Origin of the sequence: Streptomyces sp. H39-C1, assembly GCF_027158125.1 — a bacterium.
Classification (GTDB): Bacteria; Actinomycetota; Actinomycetes; order Streptomycetales; family Streptomycetaceae; genus Actinacidiphila; species Actinacidiphila fildesensis.
Genome location: NZ_JAPVLS010000027.1, coordinates 43,198 through 67,799, shown reverse-complemented (window position 1 = coordinate 67,799; position 24,602 = coordinate 43,198). Strand labels below are relative to the sequence as shown.

Here is a 24,602-nt window from a genome sequence, read left to right as displayed (position 1 = left end):
CGCTTGAGCACTGCGCCTCCCCCAATAATTCACCGTGCCGGGTCACCCTTGGCGGGTGGAGTTCGTCCCGCATCCGGCCCGTGGGCTCGATGCAGGGCAGCGGTACCTGCCGGTATCTCACTCGCCCAACGCCCCCACCCGGCCCCGGCCCGGGACGCCTTCGGGGCGCCGGTGATTGAAAGAGACCGGGCGATCGGCATACTCGGCACCATGACCGACGATACGTCCCGCGAAGCGCTGACCGTACCCGCCGCCCCCGAAACCGCCGCATGCGCCGCCGCTCTCGAAGTCGCCACCGCCTACTGCACCCCCGCGCTGCTCAACCACTCGATCCGGTCCTACGTGTGGGCCAGCGCGTACGCCGCGGACCGGGGCATCGAGCACGACGCCGAACTGCTGTACGTGGCCGCACTGCTCCACGACATAGGGCTGGTCCCGCAGTTCGACAGCCACACCGTCGCCTTCGACGAGGCCGGCGGGCACGTGGCCTGGGTATTCGGCGCCGGGGCCGGATGGCCGGTGGAGCGCCGGCAGCGGCTGTCCGACGTCATCGTGCGGCACATGTGGGACTCGGTGGACGTGCGGGAGGACCCGGAGGGCCATCTGCTGGAGCGGGCCACCGGCGTGGACATCTCGGGGCGGAACGCGGACGACTTCACCGCCGCGTTCCGGGCGGATGTGCTGGCCCGGCACCCGCGCGAGGGGCTCGCGGACGAGTTCCTGGCCTGCTTCCGTGACCAGGCCGCCCGCAAGCCCGACAGCTCCCCCGCAGCGGCCATACGGAGCGGTCTCGCCGACCGCGTCCTGGCAAAATCGCACCCCCTGGAGAGCTGAACGCAACAGCCGCCTCGAACTCCTCGCTCCCACACGGGCGGCCGGCCTCACAAGGATCGTGACCGACGTCCTGGAGTCATCGCCCCTGTGGGAGACCGGCGATGAACAGGGCCCCCGACGGGTTGGGGGCCGCGTGCAGGGTGCCGCCGTGCCGGGTGGCGATCTCTCGGGCGATGGCCAGGCCCAGCCCGGTGCCGCCGGTGCCGCGGGCGCGGGCGCCGTCCAGGCGGGTGAAGCGTTCGAAGATCCGCTCGCGGTCGGCGGGCGGGATGCCGGGGCCGTCGTCGCGTATCTCCACCCGGGCCAGGCCGTCGGTGCCGGAGGTGACGGCGATGTCCGTGACCGTGCGGGCGTGCCGCGCGGCGTGGTCGAGGAGGTTCCGCAGCAGCCGCTCCAGCTGCACGGCGCTGCCGTGCACGACGACCGGGTCGTCGGCGTGGAAGGTGAAGCGCAGCTTCTGGTGGATGCGGAGGTGGCGGAACTCCTCGACCAGGTCGTGGGTGAGCGCGGCGAGGTCGACGGGGGTGCCCGCGGGCGGAGCGGGGTCGTCCAACCGGGCGAGCAGGAGCAGGTCGTCGGTGAGGTGTTGGAGCCTGTCGATGTCGGTGAGCGCGTCCCGTACGGTCTCGGGCCAGTCCACGTTCTCGGGGTGGGCGAGGGAGGATTCGAGGGAGGCACGGAGGTTGGCGATGGGACTGCGCAGCTCGTGGGAGGCGTCGGCGATGAAGCGCTGCTGACGGGCGACGCCTGCGAAGACGCGGTCGAGCGTGACGTTGATGGTGCGGGCCAGCCAGGGAATCAGCGTGCCGATCTCGGGGACCGTGATCCGCTGATCGAGGGCGCGGCTGGCGGTGATCTCCTGCAGTTCGCGGTTGAGGATCTCGACCGGGCGCAGCGCGCTGCGGGTGGCGAACCGCACGATGGCGCCGACGAGGAGTCCGCCGCCGATGGCCAGGAGCCAGTTGGTGAGCGCGCCCCGGGGGTTCCACCCCCAGCGGTAGGACTGTCCGATCAGGACGAAGAACCACGCGGCCACGGCCATCAGGGCCGCGGCCGCGGAGCCGCTGACCAACAGCCGCCGGGGATGGCCCCGGCCCGCGCCCGGTGTGCTCCCTTCCCGTGGCCGCGCGGATACCCAGGTGGTGGCGGCGACGAGCAGCCCGGAGGCCGTGGCGGCTCCGCCCAGAGCCATCCACGACACGTGGGGGTGCGGCCGGTCGGTGCCTGACAGGACGACGGCGGGCAGCCAGCGCGCGTCGGCGAAGGTCACCAGTAGCGCGGTCGCGGCGGCGGCCGTCACCGCGCCCCGGCCGCGCGAGCTCCCGCCCAGCTGCCAGGTGGCAGCGGCCACGAACACGGCGGCCAGCAGTGCTCCCGGCGTCGCCACCTCTTCGATGAGCGCGAGAGCGCGGGCCTGACTTTCGAAACCGGCGTCGCTGCCGGCCGGTAGGGGCAGCACGGAGCTCATCAGCAGGAGGGCCGCAAAGCCCGCGCAGAGCACGGCGACGGTGCTGAGCCCCGCCACCGCGGCGAGGCGGTCCCGGCCCGCGCGGGTGTCAGCCACCGTCGGCCGCCAGCCGGTAGCCGCCGCCGCGCACCGTCTCGATCGCCGCGCGCCGGAAGGGCGCGTCGATCTTGCGCCGCAGGGCACTGACGTAGACCTCGACGATGTTGATGTCCCCGTCGTACGACACGTCCCAGACCTCGTCCACGATGTCGATCTTCGGGACGACCTCGCCCGGTCGCCGGGCCAGGCATTCCAGCACCGCGAACTCCTTGGCGGTGAGGGCGATCCGATGGTCGCCGCGTCCGCAGTTCCGCGCGGCCGGATCGAGCCACAGGTCGCCCAGGCGCAGCTGGGTGCGCACCCGCGGGCCGCCACGGCGCAGCAGGGCGCGGAGCCGGGCTTCCAGGACGACGTAGGAGAAGGGCTTGGCCAGGTAGTCGTCGGCGCCGGTGTCCAGCGCCTCGGCCTCGTCGTACTCACCGTTCTTCGCGGTGAGCATGAGGATGGGGGTGTTGACGCCGTCGCTGCGCAGGCGGGCACAGACCCGGTAGCCGTTCAGGCCCGGCAGCATGATGTCGAGGATGATCGCGCTGTACGCGTGCTCCCCCGCCATCCACAGGCCGATCCGCCCGTCGTGGGCGACGTCGACGGCGTACCCGGCGGCCTCAAGACCGCGCTTGAGGGACGCGGCCAGCCGCTCCTCGTCTTCGATCACCAGCACTCGCATGATCGCCAGTATCCCCGGACCGCGACGGTCTCCCTGAAACGATCTTCAGGAAGCTTCAGCCTCTCCTCAGCAGGTCAAGGGCAGTGTCAGTACGTGACCATCACGACCAGCACCCTGCCCGACACCCCGACGGCCGCCGCACCCCCAGCCCGCAGCCGCCTCCGGCGCCGCGTCCGCGCGGTCCGGCCCGCCGCCACCCTGGGGCTCGCGTCCTTCGCCCTCTACGCCCTCTACGCGCTCCGCCATCACGCCCGCTTCGACACCGGCGCCTACGACTTGGGCATCTTCGGCCAGGGCGTCCGCGCCTACGCCGACCTGCATCCGCCTACCTCGCAGATCCGCGCGGCGACCGCCGGGCCAGGGCTGCAGGACGTCGCCTTCCCGCTGCTGGGGGACCATTTCCATCCGATCCTCGCCATCCTCGCCCCGCTCTACGGACTGTTCCCGCACATCGAGACCCTGCTGATCGCCCAGGCCGCGCTGGCGGCGTGGTCCGTCTACGTCGTGACGCGCAGCGGCGGCCCGTTGATCGGCACCGCGTACGCGCTCAGCTGGGGCATCCAGAACCTCATCGGCTTCGACTTCCACGAAGTGGCCTTCGCCCTGCCCTTGCTGGCCCTCGCGCTCGCCGCCTACCTCGAACGCCGCTGGACCGCCTGCGCGGCCTGGGCATCAGCACTGCTGCTGGTCAAGGAAGACCTGGGGGCCACGGTCCTGGTCCTGGGACTGCTCCTGCTGTGCCGAGGACCAGGAACCGCCCGCCGGGCGGGGCTGACGCTGTGCGTGCTGGGGCCCGCCGCGGCAGCGCTGGCCGTGCTGGTCGTCATCCCGCATGTCAACCCCGGCGGCGGCTACGTCTACCTCGGCTCGCAGAACCCAGCCGGCACCCTGGCCGCCGGCGGCACGAAGGCCCTGACGCTCCTGATGACCCTGCTGCCCACCCTGTTCCTCGCCGCCCGCAGCCCGCTGCTGCTCCTGGCCCTGCCGACGCTCGCCTGGCGCTTCCTGTCGGACAACCCCTCGTACTGGGGCATCTACTTCCACTACTCGGCGGTCCTCATGCCCATCGTGTTCTTCGCCCTGATCGACGCGGTCTGCCGGGGCAAGGCGGCGTCGCGGTTCCGTGGCCGCATCCCGCTCGCCGTGGCGCTCACCGCTGCCGCGATCGGCGCCTTCTTCCCGCTGGCCCGGATCGTCACCCCCGGCTTCTGGTCCGACACCCCGCGCATCACGGCCGCCCGGCAAGCCGTCAGCCTGATACCCAACGGCGCCCCGGTCGCCGCCTCTCACAACCTCGCCCCCCACCTCACCGACCGCGCCAGCGTCTTCCTCTTCGCCCCGGACATCACCGACATCCGCCGCCAGCCGGTCGACTGGATCGTCTCCGACACCGAGCGCACGGGCATCGGCACCCAACCCGGCCCCTCCGAGGTCAGCGGATTCCGCCAGGTCTTCGCCGCGCACGGTTATGTGGTACTGCGCCGGAAGTGACGCAACACCGCCCAGCAATATGGGACTGCTTCGGGCGGCTGGACTCACGCGCGCTGGCGTTCGTCCCACTGCCGGACCAGCTCCTCGATAGCATTGGCGCTGATGGGAGCGCTCATCGGCAAGTTGCCGCTCTGGTCGTAGAACGTCGCGGTGGCATGGCTACCGGTCTGCTGGTTCCAGTGGGGCCCATCGCCCTCCCAGCTCGACACCGAGTGGGTGGCGCACGGGTCGAACGGAACACCTCCTCTTGTCTGCGTGGTCATGCCGGTACTTCCAGGTGATTCAGGTGGGTCGTGTCGCCGAACCGGGCCAGGTGCAGCCGGGTGCCGTCGCCGGTCCATGTGGACACCGATGCGTTCGGCACCAGGGTTGTCCCGTCCGGCCGGGCCGCGCCGATGCCGGCAATCACGTAGCGCAGGGCCACGACGACGGCGTCGTGAGCGACGAGCAGCACCCGCTGCCCGACCGCCGCAGCGTTGAGTTCGGCGAACAGATCACGGACGCGCAGCGCGACGTCGGCAAGCGACTCGCCGCCCGGCGGCCGGTAGGCCCATTCACCGACCCGGGCGCGGCGCTCGGCCTCCTGCGGCGCCCGGTCCAGGATCACCTCCGGAGTGTGCAGTTCGAAGATGCCCATCTCCCGGTCCCGCAGCCGCTCGTCGACCAGCAGCGGCGGCGGCACGTGCCCAAGCGCTGCTGCGGTCTCTGCCATGACCGACCAGGTCTGCCGGGCTCGCAAGTAGGTCGAGCAGACGACGCGGCCCGGACGGTGACCCGGAGGGAGAGCGGCCAGCCACTGGCCCAGCGCCTGGGCCTGCTGCACTCCCCCGACAGACAGCGGCACCGCGGCGTCGGTACCGGCCAACGGTAAATCGATCGATCCGGTGCGGGCGGCCTCGGCGAACGCCACGTTAGCGGTGCTCTGACCGTGCCTCACAGCGAAGACCTGTCCCAGCGCGCACGACGCGGCCAACCCTTCCGGTCGCGTCACCGGGTGCCTGCTGCGGCCGGAGCGTTGACGTGCACGACATCCGTCTCCTCGATCGGGGTCACGGGAGGCACCAGCTTCGGGTCGGAGGATGGCTCCGGCGGTTCGATGCCCTTGGGAGCTTCCGTCATTCCGTCAGGATTCACCTGCCGAGATGATTCGTCAGGCGAATCCTGAGAGGACGAGGAAGTGGCCGAATCGCGTCTTCATCCTGCGGGAGGCCATGCGGTGCTCAGTACATTGCAATCGCCGCCCAGGTAGGGCAAACCGACGAAATGCAGGTCCCGACGTGGTGCAACGCGCAGAGCCAAGCTGGGCCAACTGGCCGGGCGGCCACCGCGACTCGCGTGTGTGATGGGATCACGGGCCGGCACGCCCCAGCCTCAGATATCTGGATCTTCGGCACCCTGGGGCCCGACGGCTGTTTCACCGGCCGGGAGCCCGCAGCAGCACCTCGGTGCCGCAGCCGGTGCCGTCTGCTTCGGCTGCCCCAGCCGCTTCCACCGGTTCAGCTGCTTCCATCGATCCGCGAACGGGTCCCGGGCCGTGCGCCGTGCGCCCGGCCCGGAGCCGTGCACCACTGGCGGGGTCAGCGACGGTCGGCGAGACTGCCTGGGCGGAAGTGCTGGATGTTCTCGCTCAGGAAGGCCTCCAGAGTGCGGGGTTCGCGGCCCAGGATCCGGGAGACGGTGTCCGTGGGCTGTTCCGGCCGGGTCACGGCCAGTTGCTGGATCTCCACGATGTGGGAGGCCAGCCAGTTGGGCAGGCCGCCGTGCTCGACCAGGTTCTGCCGCATGGCCGCGGGCGGCAGGTCGACGTACTGGATCCGGCGTCCGAGCACCAAACTCAGCCGCTCGGCCAACTCGGGCTGGCTGAAGGTCCGCCGCCCGGTGAGGGTGTAGGTCTGCCCGGCGATCTGGGGTCGCAGGAGAGCCTCGGCGGCGACGTCGCCGATGTCGCGGCAGTCGACGTAGTTGCAGGCGGCGTCCCCCAACGCGCCGAGGACGACGTCTCGAGCCACGATCGCTGGCGCCAGGGTCAGCAGTTTCTGCATGAAGGCGTAGGGGCGCAGCAGGGTGTGGGTCAGGCCGGTGTCACGCAGGACCTCCTCGATGCTGTGGTGCCAGCGGGAGATGGCGACCGGGGAGTCCGGGGCGGCCGCCGGGGCGGAAAGCTTGACGATGTGCCGGATGCCGCTGTCGGCGGCGATGGTGATGGCGCGGGTTTCCAGAGCCACCTGTGCCGGGCTGTTGACCATGCTGATGAACAGCTGGTCGGCGCCGTGGAAGGCGCTCCGCAGCGACTTCGGGTCCTGGGCGTCGGCTGCTCGGACCTCGACCAGTGTCCGGGCCGCTTCGTCGAGACCGGCCCACAGCCGGTCGGGGTCGCGGCTCAGTGCCCGGCTCGGCACCCCGAGGGCGACCAGGCGTTGGAGGAGTGCGCTGCCGGTTGCCCCGGTGGCTCCCATGATGACGATCATCGCTGTGCCCTTCGTATGGTGTGTGCTCCGCGCCAGCGCCAGGTGATGATCCCGGCGGCGAGGGCCGAGGAGAGCGGTAGGTCCAGTCGGAGGCGGTCGGGCCACGACCCGTGGAGCTCTGTGGTCCCGCCCGGCGTCCAGCCGGTGACCAGCCAGGCGACCAGGGCTCCGACAACTGCGGCCCCGATGGCGAGCGCGAGTGTCGGGACGATACGCGGCGCCGCGGTGAGCCACCCGCCCCGGGCGCGGCGGCGCTGCAGCCACGAGCCGATCAGCGTGGCCACCACCGCCGAGGTGCCCGCTATGGAGGTGCAGGCGGCGATGGTCAGGTCCGGTTGGGCGCTCGCGACGCCTCCCGCGCCGGCCATCAACGCTGGTGCCAGGTAGGCCACCAGGACCTCTCGCCACAGGGTGAAGCGGGGCGGCCCGGAGCCGCCCGGTTCATCAAGCATTTGATTAGTCTCCTAACTATATGGGCAGAGAAAGCCCAGCCCACAGGGGTGGTGAACAAAGGACACAAGGGGGCCGCGAGCCCCGGCGGCTAGTCCTGCGTCAGCGCCGGAATACCCCGAACGAGACGGCCCAGCAGGTCCAGGAAGACCGTCCGCTCCTCGGCGCTGAGCGGGTCCACCATCGCCTGGAGCCGACCGAAGTGTTCCGGGGCCAACTCCCGCATCTTGCGCGCCCCCCGGGCGGTGAGCACGACGACGGCGGAACGGCCGTCCTCGGCGGACGGACGACGCAGCACCAGCCCGTCCCGCTCCAGGCCGTCGAGCAGGCCCGTCACGGTCGCCCTGGACACGCCGAGGCTCGCCGCAAGTTGCGAGGGGGACTTCTCGCCGTCCGCGTCCTCCAGGTCGGCCAGCAGACGGTAGCGTCCGGCAGACAGGCCGAACCGGGAGAAGTGCACCTCGACCGCCTGGCCGAGCCGGGCCCCGGCCGCCATCAGGCGCACCGCGACGAGCACCGCCTGGGGGTCGACGTCGAGGCCGTAACGCCGGATCTGGTAACGGGCCTGATCCAGCGTGGGGATTTCCTCGGGCCTCGGTTCCTGTGCCATGCAAAGTAGTATGGTCGCTAATCATTCTCTTCGTCAAGGCGCGGAGCCGACGCCAGACGCCGGACCACTCCCCCGGACGGTCGACCGGTGAACCTGCTCAGCGACGTTCAGGCCACTACCGGGCCGGCGTTCGGCGGCCGACGCCCAACCAGCTTCTCCTCGTTCCGGGGGCCCCGCTCCGCATGGTGCGGAGCCCTCTCTACGATGCTCCCGTGCCGTCCGATCAGCGGGGGCCATCGGGAGTGTGGGGGAAGGTTCGACATGGAGAATCCGGCGGGTTCACGGTCGCCGGTGCCCGTTCGCAGAGCGAATCGGAAAGCTCTCATCGTCTCGTGTGCCGTACTGGCGGCCGGGGTGCTGCTGGTGTTGAGCGACATCGTCGCGTTCCGAATGAACATCCAGTTGCTCTCCCAGCCGAGCGACGCGATGCGGCCGACCTTTGAACACGACAGCAAAATCGTCGCAGAAAGGATCGAAGGCAACCAGGTGCGACGCGGTGACGTGGTCGTGATCGACATTCCGCAGTGGAAATTTTCCGGATCCGTCATCAAGCGAGTGATCGGTGTCGGCGGGGACCGGGCCAGCTGCGCCGTGCAGGGCAAGGTGACGGTGAACGGCAAGCCGCTCGACGAGCCCTACGTCCTCAACGGGGTGACCAACGGGCTGCTCCGCGACTACGACGTGATCGTCCCTCCCGGGCGGCTCTTCCTGCTCGGCGACAATCGCGTCGACTCCCTCGACTCCCGTTTCCACCTCGACATGGAGCAGGGAACCGTCCCCGCCTCCGCCGTGTCCGCCCGGACGACGACCGGCGCCGGAGCGCTGATGCCTTACGAGGTGTCCTTCGGTGCCGGGCTGATCATCGCGCTGGCCGGGCTGATCGGCACGGTGATCGCCTGGGCCAAGGGGCGACGCCGGATCGTCCCCGCGCCGAGCGGCATCGCAGTCCCGCACGACTGGCCGTAACCGGCGACGAACAAGGCCAACACGCGGCAGTGCCGCACACGGATGGTGTCACGCCGTGCTGCGCGGGGCCGAGTTCACACGGTCCTCACCACGCCATCACGGTGCCGGCTCGGCCAACGTTGGCGACTCACCGATCCGAACTGTTGTTGCAAGCGGGTTTTTGCCAACTGCGCCGCGCGCCTTGTCCGGGTGGTCGCCGACTGTCATCGTCGGGACCTGTGCCCGGCATGACGACCTGTGCGAGCGGAACCGGGGAAACGAGATGAAGATTCTGAAAGGGCCGACGTCGAGGCGAAGGGCGTTCGTGCTGGGGATTCTCGTGATGATCGCGAGCCTGCTGCAGGCGCCGGCCGCGTCGGCGACCGATCCGGCAGACGCTCCGCCCGGCTACGGCGGACCGTTCAACTCCTGCCCGGGCCAAACGTGGAAGAACGTGACCCTGCGCAACGGCACCACGGAACTCGGGTACCTGCAGATCTGGTACCACGGCACCTACAAGGGCGGCACCTACTGCGCGCGGGCCGGCGAGGGAATCCCCGGTGCGCATCACATGGAGATCGTCGTTCGCCGCGGGGACTGGCAGACGTCCTGGTACGACTCGGGCACCTACAACGACTACGCCGGCTTCATCGACGTGTACGGCGCGGCGACGAAGTGCGTCCACTTCTTTGGCCGGGTCACGGTGAACGGGGTGAACTACGAGCGGACTTGGCTGACCCCCGAGTGCCTTTGACGCCGACCGTCGCAGACGTCAGGCGGTCGAACCTCCTGGTGCGCGAAGAGTCCGGCGGACGGCGTCGCGGAGCCAGTGGTGGGCTCCGTCGGCTGCCTGGCGGGGATGCCAGGCCATGCCGATGGTCAGTGGCGGCAGAGGCAAGGGGATATCGAGCAGGTGCAGGCCGAGGGCAGTGGCGTCGGCGGTGAGGGGTGAGGGGGTCGCTCCGGGGAGCGCTGCGGGGACCAGGCAGACGACGTCGCTGCGGGCGGCAAGGGCCATCGCGGCCAGATGGCTGGGGAGGACAACAGCCACCCGCCGGCGCAGGTCGTGCTCGGCCAGGGCGGTGTCGAGTGGACCGGTGAACCGGCCGCGTCGGCTGACCGCGACATGGTCGGCGGCAGCGAGCCGGGCCGGGGTCAGGGGTCCCTCGGTCAGGGGGTGACCGGGCCGGACGGCGGCCACCATCCGCAGGGTGACCAGCTTTTCGACCCGGGTTTCGGGATCGACGTGGTCGATGGATCCGATCTCCAGGTCGATCCGGCCGTCTCGGAGGGCCGGCTCAGCCTCCAACTCCTCGGCCCGGAAACGCAAGGAGATACCCGGCGCCTCTTGCCGGGCCAGTAGCAGCAGGCCGGAGGCCAGCGCCGCACCGACCAGGTCGGCGGCCTGGAGAGTGAAGGTGCTGCGCAAGGTGGCGGGATCGACAACGGTGCCGGGGGCGAGCAGTGCTTCCAGGCTGCGCACCACCACAGCGGCCTCGTCGCGCAGGGCCTGGGCGCGCGGAGTGGGGACCATGGTCTGCCCTGCCCGGACCAGAAGCGGATCTTGGAGGATGCGGCGCAGACGGGCGAGGGTGCGACTCATGGCCGCCGGGGAGGTGTGCAGGCGGGCGGCGGCGCGCGTGACGCTCTGCTCGGTCAGCAGGGCGTCCAGCGCGACGGCGAGGTTGGCGTCGATGACCGGATCAGAGCTGTTCACCAGGGTAATTCCATTTCAGGCAATGATTGCGTGCCGAAGTTCCCATTGTGGCATTGCCGTGGTCCTCAGCAGGATGAAGGGCATACCGATCCGGCACGACCTACGAGGTTTTCATGATCGTCATCACTGCTCCCACGGGGAACATCGGCCGCCACCTGCTGCCCCTGCTGCTGGAGGCCGCCCCCACCCACGGGGAGGAACTGCGGGTGATCGTGCGCGACCCCGCCCGGCTCCCTGACGCGGTGCGCGAACGCGTCGAGGTGGTCATCGGCTCGCACGGCGACGCCGAGGTCGTCGACCGGGCCTTCGAGGGCGCGGACGCCGTCTTCTGGCTCGTCCCCCCGGACTCCTCTCTGGCCCCGATGGACGCCTACTGCGGCTTCACCGACCCCGCCGCGGAGGCGCTCGCCGCCCACGGCGTCGGACACGTCGTCGGCGTCTCCGCGCTCGGCCGCGGCACTCCGGTCGCCGACCGCGCCGGACTCGTCACCGTCTCCCTCGCCGTGGACGACCTCATCGCGAAAACCGGTGTCTCCTACCGGGCCCTGGCCAACCCCTCCTTCTTCGAGAACTTCCTGGAGGAGGCCGACTCGATCCGCGAGAAGGGCGTCTTCACCGACGTCCTGGACGCCGACCGCAAGGCCCCCCTCGTCGCCGTCGCCGACATCGCCGCCGTCGCCGCCCGCCTGCTGCTGGACCGCTCCTGGACCGACGTCGCCGACGTCCCGGTTCTCGGGCCCCAGGACCTGTCACCCAACGACCTGGCCCGCATCATGACCGAGCAGCTGGGCCGCCCCGTCCGCTACGAGCGCCAGTCGCTCGACGAGCTGCACAGCACCCTCGTCGGCTACGGCCTCAACGAGGAATTCGTCCAGGGCATCGTCGACATGAAGCAGGCCAAGGACAACGGTCTCGACGCCGGCGTCACCCGTACCCCGGACACCGCCTCTCCCACCACCTTCGAGCAGGTGTGCGCCCGGACCCTCAAGCCCGCCGTCCTGTCCTGAACCGGGCCATCACATCGAGACCCCCTGCCACTTGGGAAGGACCCGTCATGCCCACTGAGGAAGCCGAAGCACCGGTGACCGCTTTCCTGCTCGTCAAGACCACACCTGAATGGCTTGCCCTGACCGTCCAGGAGCGGGTGGACGCCTTCACCACCCAGGTCGTCCCCGCGATCGAGGCCAAAACCACCGGCGTCCGGTCACGCTTCTACGACACCGAGTTCTACTCCGCACGCGTCACCGATGTCTGGGTCTGGGAAGCAGACGATCACCACGCCTACCAGCTCCTCATCGACGCGCTGCGGGAGACTCCGTTCTGGGACCGCTACTTCGAGGTCGTCGACCTGCTCGTCGGCACCGAGAACGGCTACGCCCGCACCTACGGCCTCGACGCGGTCGCCACCATCACGACCTGACACACCGCCCGCTCCACGCGACCGGGCCGGTGTCCGCTAAGGAAGCGGCACGGAAACCGAACCGCTCATGGGCCGCCTCCCAAGAGGCGGCCCATGCGCGCCTGTCCGCGCGCGCCGACGCGTTCGTTGGGGGCGGCCCCACGCCCGCCGGGCGACGAAGCACCGTCTACTTCAGGGTCAGCCAGGCTGCGGGATCCTGCTGTACCGCTCGCATCAACATGCGGAACGTCGAGGGCTCGAAGAGGACGCCGGAGTAGGCCTCGGGGATCCGCCTTCCGTTGATCACGCCGGTGGGCGTACCCGGTCCGCGGTGGTCAGGAGTGGCCGCGTCATATGCCGTTTGGGAGGCGCTGACGAAGGCACGGTACTTCATCGTCCTGACGGCCGAGTCGAAGGCCGGACTGCGCAGACCCGCGACCTTCGTCGCCTGTTGCAGGAGAAACGCGTCGGTGTAGCCGTCGACGGACTCCTCGGGCTGATTCTGGTAGAGCACGGCGTGATACTCGGCGAACTTGCCCGCGTCCAGCGCCGCCCGCAACGCATTGACCGCCTTCTTCGAGCCGCTGCCTCCCAGCCTCTCATCGAGGAAGGACGCCAGCACGTACTGGGTCTTCACATCACGCTGCACCGTCAAGGCCTGCAATGCCGGTCCGGCGCCGGTGAGTTCGAACTCCTCACAGACCGGGCACCGCGGATCCTCGTAAAGGAGCACCGTCACCGGCGCGCCAGGATCTCCGACAGTGATCGTGATGCCGTCCGCGCCGAGCTTCTCGGGAAGGTACTTCAGACCTGCAGCGGAGTCCTTCGACCCCGTTGCGATGGTCTGCTCCACGACGGGTGCCGGCTCCGAACGGCTGCCTCCCCCAGCGCAGCCCGTCGACGACCATCCCACGACGGCCACCAGAACGGCCGCGGCCAGCCGTCTCCTCACACCATGCGTCACCAGCACAGATCCCTCCCCAGGTCCTCAGGAGGATAGATCATGCGTGCGACACATGCCGACACCAATACTCCGGCACCAGGCCCGTACAGATGGATTCGCCGAGCCGTGTCCCTGGGCCGCGCGGTCCGGGGCCGGGACGGGTGAATGCGGCCGCGCTGCGGACGACCACCGGCCGCCAGGCCTTCACTCCTGCGGCGTCTGCCCGATCTTGGCAAGCGTCAGGACACCGCCGCCGATACCCCATCCGGCGTCGGCGACCTCTTCGACCAGTACGAGGGTGGTGGCCCGGGCGCGGTCGCCGAAGACCTCGGCGTACAGGTCGGTGGTGCGCGTGATGATCTGCTCCTTCTGCTCTGCGGTGAGGGTGCCGGCGGGGACCTTGAAGTTCGCGAAAGGCATGGTGCTCTCTTTTCGTGCGGGGGGCGCCGGACCTGCTCACAACGAGCAGGAGGCCGACCCCGATGCGGCAACCATCCGTCCTGGTCGCCTGCTCCGGCCAGGGCTGAGCCCACCCAGGGGTCACCAGCCCCTGGCTCGGACCCCGCCGGAGAGGCGACGATGAGCGGGTGAACCTTCCCGAGCTTGCGGCGTTCCTCAGGTCCCGGCGTGATCGGATCCGGCCGGCCGACGTCGGCCTGCCCGCCGGGCCCCGGCGCCGGGTGCCGGGCTTGCGGCGCGAGGAAGTCGCGCAACTGGCGGGCCTGTCGGCCGACTACTACACCGAGTTGGAGCGCGGACGCGGCGCCCAGCCCTCGTCCCAGACGCTGGCCGCCCTCGCCCGGGCGCTGCGGCTGGGCGGCGACCAGCGCGACCACCTGTTCCATCTCGCCGACCGCCCGCTGCCCGCATCGGGTCCCGCCGCGACCGGGCGGCACGTCCAGCCCGCCCTGCTCGGGCTGCTGGACCGGCTGGCCACCACCCCGGCTCAGGTCATCACCGACCTGCACGAGACCCTCGTCCAGAACGAGTTGGCCGCGGCCCTGCTGGGCCGGGCTCCGGAACCGCGTGGCCCGGCCACCGGCTTCGCGTACCGCTGGTTCACCGATCCGGCCGCCCGCGCGGTCTACCCGCCCGAGGACCATCCGCACCACTCACGGGTCTTCGTCGCCGACCTGCACGCCGTCGCCGCCCGCCGGAGCCGCGACCCCGAGGTCGCCGGAATGACGGCCGCACTGCGGCGGCGCAGCGCGGAATTCGCTGCCCTGTGGGACACCCACGACGTCGGCCTGCGCCGCACCGATCACAAGCGCATCGTGCACCCCACGCTGGGCGTCATCGAGTTGGACTGCCACAGTCTGTTCAGCGAGGACGGCCGCCAGCGCCTGTTGTGGTTCACTGCCCCGCCCGGTACCGAGGGTGCCGCTCAGCTTGCGCTGCTCGGCGTCATCGGCACGCAGGACATGGCGGCGACCGAGAGTGCCTCCCGCGCCGAAGGCGGCGTCCCCGCGAGCTGAGTGCGGATGACATGGCCCGGAACCGCCCGTTGCGGCAGGCCCGTCAACCTCGATGGTGGCGTAGCCGTCGCGCTCGGCGGCCCCGGCTGGTCCCGCTGCAACCCGTACGCCCTGTCCGCCGCACCCACCCCCTGACCGGCTGCGCATCACCGTCAAGGCCGCCGGCGACGGCAGCGAACGCGCCGCACGGCTGCAGCCGGGTACCCGGGTCCTGGTCGAAGGCCCGTACGGCACCCTGACCGCCCTGCAACGCGCACAGCCCCGCATGCTCCTGATCGCCGCCGGCATCGGTATCACCCCCCTGCGTGCCCTCCTCGAGGACACCCCCTACTCCCCCGGCGAAGCCACCCTCATCTACCGCTGCAGCAGGACCCAACGCGCCGTCCTCGCGGACGAACTCCGCGCCCTCGCCGCCCACCGCGGCATCGAGCTGATCTTCCTGCCCGGCTCCCGCCGCGCCGACACCTCCTGGCAGGCCGCCGGCCCCACCCACGTCAGCGACGACCCAGGCCCTCCAAGACCTCGTCCCCGACATCGCCCACTGCCACATCTACGTCTGTGGCCCGCCCACCTGGCTCACCGCGGTCCGCAAGGCCGCACGCGGCGCCGGAGCCCACCGCGACACCATCCACACCGAAGAGTTCGCCTGGTAGACCCCCGCCCCCGGTCCCTTCCAACGCCCGCACTCACCACCGGAAGTTCACAGGCGCCGCATCACCATCTGGATCACCGCCACCCTCGCCGTGGCCGCACTCCTCTTCGCCTTCCAGCTCAACCGGACCGGCACCACCGGGAAGTCCGGCGACGACGGCAACCACACCGAACCCGGCGCCACCGTCCCCGCCTCCCCTGGCCAGGACCCGGCCAAGGCCGGCGGCGACACCCCGAGCGACGGCTAACACCGGCAAGCCCGGCGAGAACAAGTAGGAAACCGACTCAGCCGGATCCGAGCCCGGACAGGCGGTGTGCTCATCGGCTCGGTGGTGAGCGGCGCGAACGCACTCTGCCAGGAGTCGTCAGCGCTGTTCCGCACGGTCTACGACCTCTTGCTCGGGTCGCCCTCCGGGCGGCGTTCGGGCACGCGGGGCGGGATCGCGGCGGTGTGTCCGGAGCGGCCGAAGACCTCGATCCCCGTTTCGGAGACAAGGCCGCGGATGTGGCAGGCGGGAGCGCCGGGACGGCGGACGGCGTACAGGTCCGCGGCCAGGCCGGCGGAGTTCGCCGTGGGCTCCGCGGTTCCCGAGTACACCGGTTCGCCGGTTGTCCGGGTCGCCTTCAGCGCAAGGCCGACTGCCGTGGGCTGGGAGAGGACGAGAAGAGCGACGCCCGGGTTGCCGTGCTCCGGGTTCGGACTCACGACGAAGCCGAGCACCGCGGGCGCCGCCAGGAGGCCGGTGCGGCCCTGGGCATCCAGAAGTTCGCGGCGGAGGACGAGATGGATCAGTTGCTCCCGGCAGGCGATGGCCAGAACGACGTGGGTCTCCCCCGAGACCTCGGGCGCCCAGTCGCGCACGGCCGCGAGAATGGCCGATGCACCCGTCACGCCGGTCGCGTTCGAAACGAAGGCGTCCGCCGTAGATCCCGGCTCCGCCACCAGATCGAGCGACGGTGGTTCGCCCTGATTCTTCAGCCCGAAGCGGTGCGCGAGCAGTGTCCGGGCGAAGTCGGCCCGGGCGACGACAACCGGAGTCACCGCGGTGCCGCCTGCGAGCCGCGCGACTGCTGCCGCGTCGGCCGGTCCGCCCAGCCGGCCCAGAGTCGCGATGGCGGCGAGAGCGACCTGCTCGCCCGGATCGCGCACGTTGCGAGCCGCCGCGACAGCGCGGTCGGGCGCCGTCCTGGCCAGGGCCCGCAGGGCGGCGCCACGGACGGTGTCGGCGACGTCGTCCGCGGCCACGGTCTCGTCCAGGAGGTCTTCACGTTCCGGCACGTCGACTGCGGCATTCGACAGGACGCTCACGGCCTCCCCTGCCGTCATCACCGCGGTGGCACCCCGGAGCGCGGCGGCCATCGTGTCGCGCTGCAGCCGCTCGGCAGGGACGTCGAGGTACATCATGACGGTCAACTCCTCACGGCAGGGTGGTGAAGCAGTGCTGGGCGATCGTGAGGCTCTGGCCGAAAGTGAGGAGCGGCACGCTGGTGAAGCCCCCGGCATCCACGGACCTGTACATCAGGTTGGCCGGATCACCGTCGTGATCCAGACCGAGGTAATGGCCGATCTCGTGCGGCATGACGCCGTTGGTGGCGGGCCCGACCAGTTCCACGACCGCGCCGGTCATGCTCGGCCAGGTCTCGTACTTGTTGCACGTGCCCTTGACCGGCGAGAGGCCGGCTGTCGGACCGACGTAGCTCTTCACCAGGAAGACGTCGACGGCGTTTCCGGGAATGGTCCACTCGGACGTCAGCCACTGGGCTTCCGAATCGCTGTCGATGTACGAATATCCTTGAGCGTCGGTCACTCCAATGGAGTAGGCGTCGAAGCCGAACATGTCGAACCCGATCTGCCAATAGACCTGGCGGGTCGCCCAGCAGGCCGCGTCCACGACCGCCAGGTCATCGGTTGCGAAGTTCTCCCAGCCCACGTAGATGAGATTGACCGCGACGTGCGGCATCGCGCCTCCCTGGTCAGAAACTCGAGCGTCGCGAGGAAACCGCGGCATGGCGCGCAGATGCTCCCCCACCACGCCTCGAGGGCTTCCGTTGCACCTTCCGCAAGCGTGCACGTGACCGCGCGGAGTTCTTGTCCCACCGTCACGCGGCTTCCGCATGTCTGCAACTCGGTGGTGACTCCAACACCTCAAGACCACAGATCGGCCATGCCACTTCATCTCTTGCGTCCATCGCACATCCGCGCATGCGGAGGGTCCATCCCGGTGCAACCCTGGAACCAGGCCGAGTGCCGGTAGCCCCCCGCGTTCAGCCGGTTCCTCTCCCGAGCACAGTTCTCAGTTCATTGACGGAGAGCAGGCCCGCCATGCTCTTGCTCGTACGACCCGATGATCTCGTGGTTCTCGGCGTCGACTGGTCCGGTTTCCAGCTGGACGGATCGCGCCTCCGAGCGGTGTCCGAGCCCGCCCTGGTGACGGCTCTCTTCCCGCCGCAGCACCTGGCCGAGGAGGTCACCGGCAACGGTCTGGCCCGGGCGCAGCTGTCGGGAACCAGCCAGGTCGTCTACCGGGTGGCCGTGGGGACCGTGATCGACCTGACGGTGGACGGGTTCCTGGAGGCCCTCGGCACGGCGGAGGTCCAGGAGCAGACCGCGATCGAACTGCCATGGGGGCTCCTGCTGTCGCCTGCGGCCGCCGCGACCAGCGATCATCCGGCCCAGGCGCTGCGGTCGAACCCCACCGCGGACGTCGGCCTGTGGCGTACTCGCCTGTCCGCCGGGCAAGTACGCCCCGCCGATGCCCGGCCGGGCGTCAACCTGGGGTTCCTCACCCCGGTGGACGGTCCTGACCGGGCGCGGATCGTGGCGGAGAGCCAGCGAAAGCTCCCCGATGTCCAGCGTCTGGAACTGACCTCACTCGGCGGAGCACTGACCGCGCGTGGCGACTGGGACACGTTCCAGTGGGAGCAGAACGTCGCGGTCGGACGCGACCAGAGGGTGCGCATCGCGACCGAGGGTGTGCTCTACCCGCTCGGGCACCGGGCGGTCCTCACCGTGCTGACCGAACGGGGGATCGGCGACGGGCCGGCCGCCCTCCGGCAGCGAAGAACGCTGGCCGTCACCGAGCCGGTCCGGTTCTCGACCGGCGATAACCCGGTCCACCGCAAGTTTCCGTTCGACGCCTTCGAGCTGACCACGCTCTGGTACGACGACCTGCCCGATCCGGTCTGGCAGAACTACGTCCGGGCCGTTCCGATGCTCACCGAGGTGCGCGACGAGCTCGATGGACTACGGTCGCGGTCCGCCGATCTGGCAGCCCAGGTGGACGTGGAGGGTCACCGGTTCCGCCCGCCGGAGGAACTCGGAACGCCGGAGGTGTCCCAGCTGAGCGACGCCTGGGCAGAGCTGGCCGGCATTCAGCAACAACTCGCCGACGACCAGGTCAACCGGGACGCCGCGAACCAGATCTCCAACCAGCTCAGCGACATCCAGAACCGGATCGACCAGCTGCAGATCGCGGATCCGGAGTCACCGGAGCTCGCCGATCTGTTCGCGCAGGCCTCGGAACTCTCCCAGGAACTCCGCAACATTCCCACGCTGCCCAATCAGGTGGTGTTCCAACTCTCCCAACGGGCCCAGCAACTCCAGGCCGAGATCGATCGGTTGGCCCAGGTCCTGGACGCCCAGGGTCACCGCGTCCGGGATGTCAACGAACTGGCGCAGGAAGGCTTCGGGGCCGCCGTCGAGTTCCTCGACCTGCAGCCCCAGATCGACGCGGCCCAGGCCCACGTCACCGAGCTCGAGGCGCTGGCGACACAGTCGTTCAGGCTGTTCTTCACGCCGCCGGTCCAATTCCCGGTCCGTGGCCGTGGCCCGGCAGGTGATGTGGCCTTCGACCTGCCACTGATCTTCGTGGCGGACTTCACGCTGGATCCGACACCGGATCTGCCGGGGTTCCGCTCGTTGACCGATGCCGACGTGGCCGAGCAGTTGCGGACGGCCTACGACCGGGCCACCGTGCCGCTGCCCGGAGTACCGATCGACCTCGTCAGGGCACACGACCCGAAACCGGCCGATGTGCACGAGGTGCACGAGCTGACCATTGTCGGAACAGCATTCGGCGAGAGCTTCCATCCGCAGATCGAACGGCTGACGGCCGCGCTGCCCGCGCTGCGGACGCTCCTGGGGGATCCCGACAAGCTGATCCCGCTCACGTTCAACGACAACTTCCTCGACGTCGGTGCGGCCGAGCCACTGCCGCTGTTGTTCGAGGCCGGCAGCTCCTACGGCGCCGACTTCGCGGGACGGGCGGGCGCTCTGGTCACCCCGTCGTTCGCCGCCGATGCCATCTCCCGGTTGTACGGCCCGGTGGCCCAGGCGGGCCTGCTCAAGGACGCGGCCGGGAAGCTCAGCGCGGCCCGGGTGTTCGGAGACACCGCGCGGATCCTCGGCCTCTCGCTCAAGGACTTCGCCCCGAGCCTGGACGCGCCACCGGAGATCACGCTCATCCCGCCCAACTCGGCGAGGATGACCTGGCAGAACGTCGTCCTCAAGGACCTCGCACCGCTCAAGGCCGGTCCCTTGACGAGGCTGAACCTCACCGTCGTCCGCTCGCCGGACCACCTCACCACCAGCTGCGTGATCAACGACTTCACGCTCCAACTCGGGCTGCTGGACGTCGGCATCGGCTCCATGACCTACACCCAGGAGGACGACCGGCCGCCCCGGCTGGAGGTCCACGGCGTCACCCTGGACGTCGCCGGCCCGCTGAATCTGCTCAAGGAGCTCCTGGCCAAGGTGCAACTGGGCCCGGTCGTACCCGACATCGCGGTGACGCCCCAACAGATCTCCGTCGGGTACTCGCTGCCCATTCCCGAAGTCACCACCGTCGGGTTCAGCCTGCGCAACATCCTCTTCCGGCTCGGCGTCACCGTCCCGCTGGACGGCGCCCCGCTGACGGTCCAGCTGGCCTTCGCCAGCCGCGCGAACCCGTTCGCGCTGAACGTGCTGCTCTTCGGCGGAGGAGGCTATGTCGATCTGGCCATCACCGACAACAAACTGACCAGGTTCGAGGCCGCGCTGGAGTTCGGCGCGTCGGCCTCGATCGGCATCGGCATCGCCAAGGCCGAGGTACACGTCCTCGGTGGCATCCGGTACGAGCTCGTCGGCGGCGATGCCCAGCTCAGCGGCTATCTGCGCTTCGGGGGCGGGGTCGACATCCTCGGTCTGATCTCGGTGTCGCTGGAGGTCGTGATCACCCTCAGCTATCAGCGCGCCACCAACGCGCTGATCGGCCGGGCGACCCTGGTGGTCAGCATCGACCTGACCTTCTACTCCGACTCGGTGACCGTGGACACCGGCGAGTACCGGATCAGCGGCGACGCACCATCGCACAGCCCGATGGTGGGCCCGGCCCCTCCCCTGGGTCCGGCGGACGGGGCGGAGACCGGCCTGGCCGCCTGGCAGGAGTACCGGCGCGCATTCAGGAAGGCGGGGCAGCCATGACCAACGGCGACTCCATGGTGTGGACGGCACTCCCCGGTGGCCGGGTGAACGCGGGCCTGGCAGTGCTGCGGCTGGCCATCCATCCCCGGCTCAAGGGGCCGCTGACGGCCAGCGAACTCGCCGACTGGCCCAGGCGCCTGCCCGGCATTCCGATCCAGATCACGCTGCGGAACGCGGGCACGGTCAAAACGATCACGCCGGGCCGCCTCAACGAGGCCAGGAGCGAGGTCTGGCAGGCACTGCTCGGCGGCCTGCCCGTCCGGCCGTACGCCCCGCACACGTTCCAGGGGACCTCCGTGGAAACGACGTCGGCGGACGCGGGCGCGGTCATCGACACCTACGCGACAACGGCCAAGGCCCCGAACGACGTCGCCACCCAGCTCGAGTCCTGGGACCACGAGACGCCCTCACGCGTACCGGAGGGACCGCCGCCGCCCGCCCCAGAGCTGGACTTCCACCAGCAGGTGGCACGGCTGCGCGAGCATCCCGCGGTGCTCCGCGCCCTCGGTTTGATCGTCGAGCTGACGCTGCCGGTCGGCGAACTCGGCCCGACCGGCACGGTGAGCATCGGCGCGCCCGGCCTGACCTCGCTGGTCTCCCCGGCCACCAACTACGAGTTCGACGGCCACCTGTTCCTCCCCGCCTCTGCCGGGGACCTCACCACCGGCATGCTCGATCTGCGCTCCGCCGACCTGACCGGTTCCGGGAGCAACGCCCGCTGGGAGATCACCACCTTCGACGTGGACGGAGCCGTGACCAGACTTCGCCAGGCGGCCCGCAGCGATCGCAGCAGCCTGCCGCACCTGCGCTCGACCGGGCTCATGCTCGTCCGCCGCGACCGGCAGGCGGACTTCGACGACCGGCACGCGCGCGCGGCATCCCACGCGGCGCCCGGCAGCGACATGGCACTGGCCACGTTCAACGCCGACGAGCTGCTCCTCGGCTACCGCATCGACATCCGGCCCAAGGACGGTCAGTGGGCGCCGCTCTGCCGCCGCGTGGCCACCTACCGCGCCGGTGGCGTCGACCTCGGCCCCGAGATCGAGGAAGGGCACGTCAAGCCGTACGCGGCGACCGGGAACGGTGACCAGCTGCAGGCCGACGAGATCGTCGCCCGGTGGTCCGGCTGGAGCCTGGTGCTGCCCCCGCCCGGATCCCCGCGCGCCCGGCAGTCGGCCGGCCCGCTGGACTGGACCTTCGACATCGAACCCGGCAGCCTGCCCGAGCTCCGGTTCGGCCACAGCTACGAAGTACGGGCCCGCGTCGCCGACCTGGCCGGCGGAGGCCTGCCGGCCGACGATCCGGCGGCGGACCGCTTCATGAGCTCCCTCGTGGTGTACACCAGGTTCGAACCGGTGCCACCACCCGAACTGAGCGGCATGGAACTGGTCATCCGCAGCGACCGGGACATGAGCGCGGAGCAGTTCCTCGCCGCCAACCCGCGCTACGCGACCGCCGCCACCGCACTCACCCTGACCGTCCCGAACACCACCCTGGCGCTCGCCGAGCAGCATGGCATGCTCGATGGCGACGACGCCCAGACCTGGGCGGCGGCCCAGCAGCCCACGGACCCCGCTTCCGCAGGCGTCGTGGTCCATCTCGCGCTGCCGGTCCCGGTCACCGCCCGCCGCCCCTGGCAAGGACCCTGGCCGATGCGGAAGACGAAGACCCTCACCCTGGTCGAACGGGCCACGGGCGGACAGCCACAGCTCACCTGGAGCGCCGGTGACGCGGTGGCGACGGTCAGCCTGAGCCAGGCCGAGCAGATCACCGCGGAACTCTCCTCCTACCTGCCCGACGACTTCCTGGACAGGTTCGCCATCGGCCAGTGGCTGGAGCCCGGCAACGAAAGCGCCGCCAGCGGCGGACGGCACCCGATGGTCACACCCACCCGGGAGATCGCGCTCGTCCACGCAGTGCGCAAGCCGCTGCGCGATCCGACCGGCACGCTCCAGGCGGTGCGGCAGCCAGGGCAGACCTGGACCACCCTCGTGCCCTCCACTCCGCGGCTCGAACTCGACCCGCCGAGCACCGCCCAGGTGTACCTCACCGCCGCCTGGGACGAGTGGGACGACGCCCCCGCGCCGACCCCGGGCACAGCCGCCGTCCAAACGATCACCATGCACACCATCGACGAGGACCTGCCGCCGCTGCGCCACGAGTTCGGCGACACCAAGCACCGCATGGTCATCTACACCGTCACCGGAACGTCCCGGTTCCGGAAGTACTTCGCCGACGACGAGCCCGACGCGAATTTCCTCGCCTCGACCGCACTGCCGGCCGTCGACGTGCCCAGCACCGCCCGGCCGATCCCACCGGTCGTGCTGGGCCTGCGGCCCGCCTTCAACTGGCAGACCGGCCCACCGACTCCCGGCGCGGCGCAGTGGGACGACTTCCGACGGACCCGGCTGGGCGGGCGGTTGCAGGTCGAACTGGCCCGCCCCTGGTACACCACCGGCCAGGGGGAGCGCCTGGCCGTCCAGCAGACGCTCCTGGGCACCGACCCGATCTGGAGCACACCCGAATCGGCCGCGTCGGTCGCCGGCACGACCTTGCATGAGGTGTGGCAGGCGGGAGAGAGCTGGTACGCCGACGTGGAACTGCCGCCGACCGAGTCCTACGCCCCCTTCGTCCGGCTCACCGTGGCCAGGCACCAGCCGAGCAGCCTCCCCGGTCTGGACACGTCCGCCTCCGTCGACACCGACGTGGTCGCCACCCTGCCGGACCGGACGCTGACCGTGCAACGCCAGGGGACCGAACTGCACGTGCAGCTCGACGGGACCGGCCCGACCGGCCCCCAGCCGAACGTCGTCCAGGTGCTCATGGAACAGAGCCCGTCCGGGCAGGGGGCGCTCACCAGCCTCGACGGCGCGGTCGGTGCGACGACGTGGGTACGGGCTCCGGGAGCCGTGGTGACCGGGACCCTCAACACGCCGCTACCTCCCCTTGCCATCCCGCCGACCGGCGACAAACTGAGGATCTACGTACGGGAGGTCGAACAGCCCGGCGCCTCGCCGAGCACCGGCGAGCTGGCCGAGCGCGTGGTGTTCGCCGACTACGTGCTCGGCTTCCCAGCACCGCTCCCGTGAGGCCCGCGCTCCGGGACCGCCGCCCGGCCGGGATCCAAATAGGGTGGGCCCCTGCGAGCAGGACCCGCTGGCGCAGTAGCGCGAGTCCGGCTCTGCCAGCCACCTGGCGTTTGAGCATCCTGAGGCGGTTGATGTGACGACGGCACGCCGCCTGCAGCCGGTACGGCCCGAAGACGCCGCACCCGCGCAGGTCTGGTACGCCTCCTACGGCTCCAACATGCACATGAACCGCTTGATGTCCTACCTCGGCGGCGGACAGCCTCCCGGAGCGTCCCGCAGCTACCCCGGCTGCCGGGACAGCCGGCCGCCGGCGCTCTCCGTTCCCGTGGAACTCACCGGCGCGCTGTACTTCGCCACCGAGTCCCCGGTGTGGTCCGGCGGCCGGGCCTTCTACGATCCCCACGCAACCGGGCACGTGTACGCCCGCGCCCACCTGGTGACCGCCGGACAGTTCTCCGACATCGCCGCGCAGGAGATGTACCGCGAACCGGGAACAGACCTCGACCTCACCGAGGTCCTGCGCTCCGGCGTGGCCACGCTGGGGCACGGCCGCTACGAGACGCTGGTATGCCCCGGATCGCTCGACGGCCTTCCCCTGCTCACGTTCACAGCCCCGTGGACGGTCGACGAAGCCGACTGGACACCGCCCTCCGCCGCCTACCTGCGGCACCTGGCCCACGGACTCCTGGAGACCGGAGCCTGGGACGTGCCCGCCATCTCCGCCTACCTGCAAGCCTGCCCAGGCGCCGCAGGACACTGGAGCGCCCACCAGATCGCCGACCTGCTGACCCCATGAGCCGCAACGGCCTTGCCGCGCGGGCCGGGTGGGACGATC

Annotated in this window: 25 protein-coding genes; 12 read left to right on the top strand and 13 right to left on the bottom strand. The window is 70.4% G+C overall.

All coding sequences use genetic code 11. The features are described from left to right. Positions 1-210 precede the first annotated feature (210 nt). Entirely contained in the window at positions 211-834 is a 624-nt protein-coding gene (locus O3W51_RS19650) for an HD domain-containing protein (RefSeq protein ID WP_269287082.1), read from the top strand. Between the two features lie 76 nt (positions 835-910). Here the strand turns inward: O3W51_RS19650 and O3W51_RS19645 are convergent, their stop codons facing one another. Together O3W51_RS19645 and O3W51_RS19640 are read right to left on the bottom strand one after the other, a co-directional pair. Next, entirely contained in the window at positions 911-2,398 is a 1,488-nt protein-coding gene (locus tag O3W51_RS19645; RefSeq protein WP_269287081.1) for a sensor histidine kinase, read from the bottom strand. Then, positions 2,391-3,068, bottom strand: a complete 678-nt coding sequence (locus O3W51_RS19640) for a response regulator transcription factor (RefSeq protein WP_138351902.1) — start codon at positions 3,066-3,068, stop codon at positions 2,391-2,393. The genes O3W51_RS19645 and O3W51_RS19640 overlap by 8 nt, the downstream gene beginning before the upstream one ends. 93 nt (positions 3,069-3,161) lie before the next feature. Between O3W51_RS19640 and O3W51_RS19635 the strand changes: the two genes are divergently transcribed. Further along, positions 3,162-4,559 (top strand): DUF2079 domain-containing protein, encoded by a 1,398-nt coding sequence (locus O3W51_RS19635; RefSeq protein ID WP_269287080.1) that lies wholly within the window; start codon positions 3,162-3,164, stop codon positions 4,557-4,559. A 44-nt stretch (positions 4,560-4,603) separates the two neighbouring features. Here the strand turns inward: O3W51_RS19635 and O3W51_RS19630 are convergent, their stop codons facing one another. From O3W51_RS19630 to O3W51_RS19605, 6 genes are all read right to left on the bottom strand, one after another. Beyond that, positions 4,604-4,822 carry a hypothetical protein gene (locus tag O3W51_RS19630; protein WP_138351904.1) on the bottom strand — a complete coding sequence of 73 codons (219 nt, stop codon included), beginning with the start codon at positions 4,820-4,822 and terminating at the stop codon, positions 4,604-4,606. Beyond that, positions 4,819-5,550 carry a histidine phosphatase family protein gene (locus O3W51_RS19625; RefSeq protein ID WP_307811588.1) on the bottom strand — a complete coding sequence of 244 codons (732 nt, stop codon included), beginning with the start codon at positions 5,548-5,550 and terminating at the stop codon, positions 4,819-4,821. Before O3W51_RS19625 ends, O3W51_RS19630 begins: the two co-directional genes overlap by 4 nt. Continuing rightward, positions 5,547-5,678, bottom strand: a complete 132-nt coding sequence (locus O3W51_RS19620) for a hypothetical protein (RefSeq protein ID WP_269287078.1) — start codon at positions 5,676-5,678, stop codon at positions 5,547-5,549. The genes O3W51_RS19625 and O3W51_RS19620 overlap by 4 nt, the downstream gene beginning before the upstream one ends. Positions 5,679-6,136: 458 nt before the next feature. Then, positions 6,137-7,015 (bottom strand): NmrA family NAD(P)-binding protein, encoded by an 879-nt coding sequence (locus O3W51_RS19615; protein WP_306665062.1) that lies wholly within the window; start codon positions 7,013-7,015, stop codon positions 6,137-6,139. An 8-nt stretch (positions 7,016-7,023) separates the two neighbouring features. Next, positions 7,024-7,479: a hypothetical protein gene (locus tag O3W51_RS19610; protein WP_138351906.1), complete on the bottom strand. Its 456-nt coding sequence runs from the start codon at positions 7,477-7,479 to the stop codon at positions 7,024-7,026. A gap of 89 nt (positions 7,480-7,568) precedes the next feature. Beyond that, positions 7,569-8,087, bottom strand: a complete 519-nt coding sequence (locus O3W51_RS19605) for a MarR family winged helix-turn-helix transcriptional regulator (RefSeq protein ID WP_138351907.1) — start codon at positions 8,085-8,087, stop codon at positions 7,569-7,571. A 291-nt stretch (positions 8,088-8,378) separates the two neighbouring features. On the opposite strand from O3W51_RS19605, the gene lepB reads away from it, so the two are divergent. Together lepB and O3W51_RS19595 are read left to right on the top strand one after the other, a co-directional pair. After that, positions 8,379-9,053, top strand: coding sequence for a signal peptidase I (gene lepB / locus O3W51_RS19600; protein WP_187145194.1), 675 nt, complete (start codon positions 8,379-8,381; stop codon positions 9,051-9,053). A 262-nt stretch (positions 9,054-9,315) separates the two neighbouring features. After that, positions 9,316-9,786, top strand: coding sequence for a hypothetical protein (locus O3W51_RS19595; RefSeq protein WP_138351909.1), 471 nt, complete (start codon positions 9,316-9,318; stop codon positions 9,784-9,786). 18 nt (positions 9,787-9,804) lie between these two features. Here O3W51_RS19595 and O3W51_RS19590 read toward each other — a convergent pair whose 3' ends face one another. Next, entirely contained in the window at positions 9,805-10,758 is a 954-nt protein-coding gene (locus tag O3W51_RS19590) for a LysR family transcriptional regulator (RefSeq protein ID WP_443048304.1), read from the bottom strand. Between the two features lie 104 nt (positions 10,759-10,862). Here O3W51_RS19590 and O3W51_RS19585 point away from each other — a divergent pair, with 104 nt between their 5' ends. Both O3W51_RS19585 and O3W51_RS19580 read left to right on the top strand, forming a co-directional pair. Next, on the top strand, positions 10,863-11,756 hold the full coding sequence (locus O3W51_RS19585; protein ID WP_198359288.1) for an NAD(P)H-binding protein: 894 nt from the start codon (positions 10,863-10,865) through the stop codon (positions 11,754-11,756). 47 nt (positions 11,757-11,803) lie between these two features. Beyond that, positions 11,804-12,169: a darcynin family protein gene (locus O3W51_RS19580; protein WP_164293254.1), complete on the top strand. Its 366-nt coding sequence runs from the start codon at positions 11,804-11,806 to the stop codon at positions 12,167-12,169. Between the two features lie 166 nt (positions 12,170-12,335). On the opposite strand, the gene O3W51_RS19575 is transcribed toward O3W51_RS19580, so the two are convergent. Continuing rightward, positions 12,336-13,001 (bottom strand): DsbA family protein, encoded by a 666-nt coding sequence (locus O3W51_RS19575; protein ID WP_269287076.1) that lies wholly within the window; start codon positions 12,999-13,001, stop codon positions 12,336-12,338. Positions 13,002-13,295: 294 nt separating this feature from the next. Further along, complete coding sequence (locus tag O3W51_RS19570) at positions 13,296-13,511, bottom strand: tautomerase family protein (protein ID WP_138351912.1); 216 nt, start codon at positions 13,509-13,511, stop codon at positions 13,296-13,298. Between the two features lie 167 nt (positions 13,512-13,678). Here O3W51_RS19570 and O3W51_RS19565 point away from each other — a divergent pair, with 167 nt between their 5' ends. The 3 genes from O3W51_RS19565 to O3W51_RS19555 all read left to right on the top strand — a co-directional run bounded on the left by O3W51_RS19565 (position 13,679) and on the right by O3W51_RS19555 (position 15,465). Continuing rightward, entirely contained in the window at positions 13,679-14,566 is an 888-nt protein-coding gene (locus tag O3W51_RS19565; protein WP_138351913.1) for a helix-turn-helix transcriptional regulator, read from the top strand. 6 nt (positions 14,567-14,572) lie between these two features. Beyond that, positions 14,573-14,701, top strand: coding sequence for a hypothetical protein (locus tag O3W51_RS19560; protein WP_269287075.1), 129 nt, complete (start codon positions 14,573-14,575; stop codon positions 14,699-14,701). Between the two features lie 608 nt (positions 14,702-15,309). Beyond that, positions 15,310-15,465 (top strand): hypothetical protein, encoded by a 156-nt coding sequence (locus O3W51_RS19555; protein ID WP_269287073.1) that lies wholly within the window; start codon positions 15,310-15,312, stop codon positions 15,463-15,465. Between the two features lie 137 nt (positions 15,466-15,602). On the opposite strand, the gene O3W51_RS19550 is transcribed toward O3W51_RS19555, so the two are convergent. Both O3W51_RS19550 and O3W51_RS19545 read right to left on the bottom strand, forming a co-directional pair. Continuing rightward, on the bottom strand, positions 15,603-16,622 hold the full coding sequence (locus O3W51_RS19550; RefSeq protein ID WP_269287072.1) for a hypothetical protein: 1,020 nt from the start codon (positions 16,620-16,622) through the stop codon (positions 15,603-15,605). Between the two features lie 13 nt (positions 16,623-16,635). Beyond that, positions 16,636-17,178 carry a matrixin family metalloprotease gene (locus O3W51_RS19545; RefSeq protein WP_269287071.1) on the bottom strand — a complete coding sequence of 181 codons (543 nt, stop codon included), beginning with the start codon at positions 17,176-17,178 and terminating at the stop codon, positions 16,636-16,638. Positions 17,179-17,540: 362 nt separating this feature from the next. Here O3W51_RS19545 and O3W51_RS19540 point away from each other — a divergent pair, with 362 nt between their 5' ends. The 3 genes from O3W51_RS19540 to O3W51_RS19530 all read left to right on the top strand — a co-directional run bounded on the left by O3W51_RS19540 (position 17,541) and on the right by O3W51_RS19530 (position 24,563). Next, complete coding sequence (locus tag O3W51_RS19540) at positions 17,541-20,678, top strand: hypothetical protein (protein ID WP_269287070.1); 3,138 nt, start codon at positions 17,541-17,543, stop codon at positions 20,676-20,678. Continuing rightward, positions 20,675-23,767 carry a hypothetical protein gene (locus O3W51_RS19535; RefSeq protein WP_269287068.1) on the top strand — a complete coding sequence of 1,031 codons (3,093 nt, stop codon included), beginning with the start codon at positions 20,675-20,677 and terminating at the stop codon, positions 23,765-23,767. Before O3W51_RS19540 ends, O3W51_RS19535 begins: the two co-directional genes overlap by 4 nt. A gap of 133 nt (positions 23,768-23,900) precedes the next feature. Next, positions 23,901-24,563, top strand: coding sequence for a histone deacetylase (locus O3W51_RS19530; protein ID WP_138351918.1), 663 nt, complete (start codon positions 23,901-23,903; stop codon positions 24,561-24,563). Positions 24,564-24,602 lie beyond the last annotated feature (39 nt).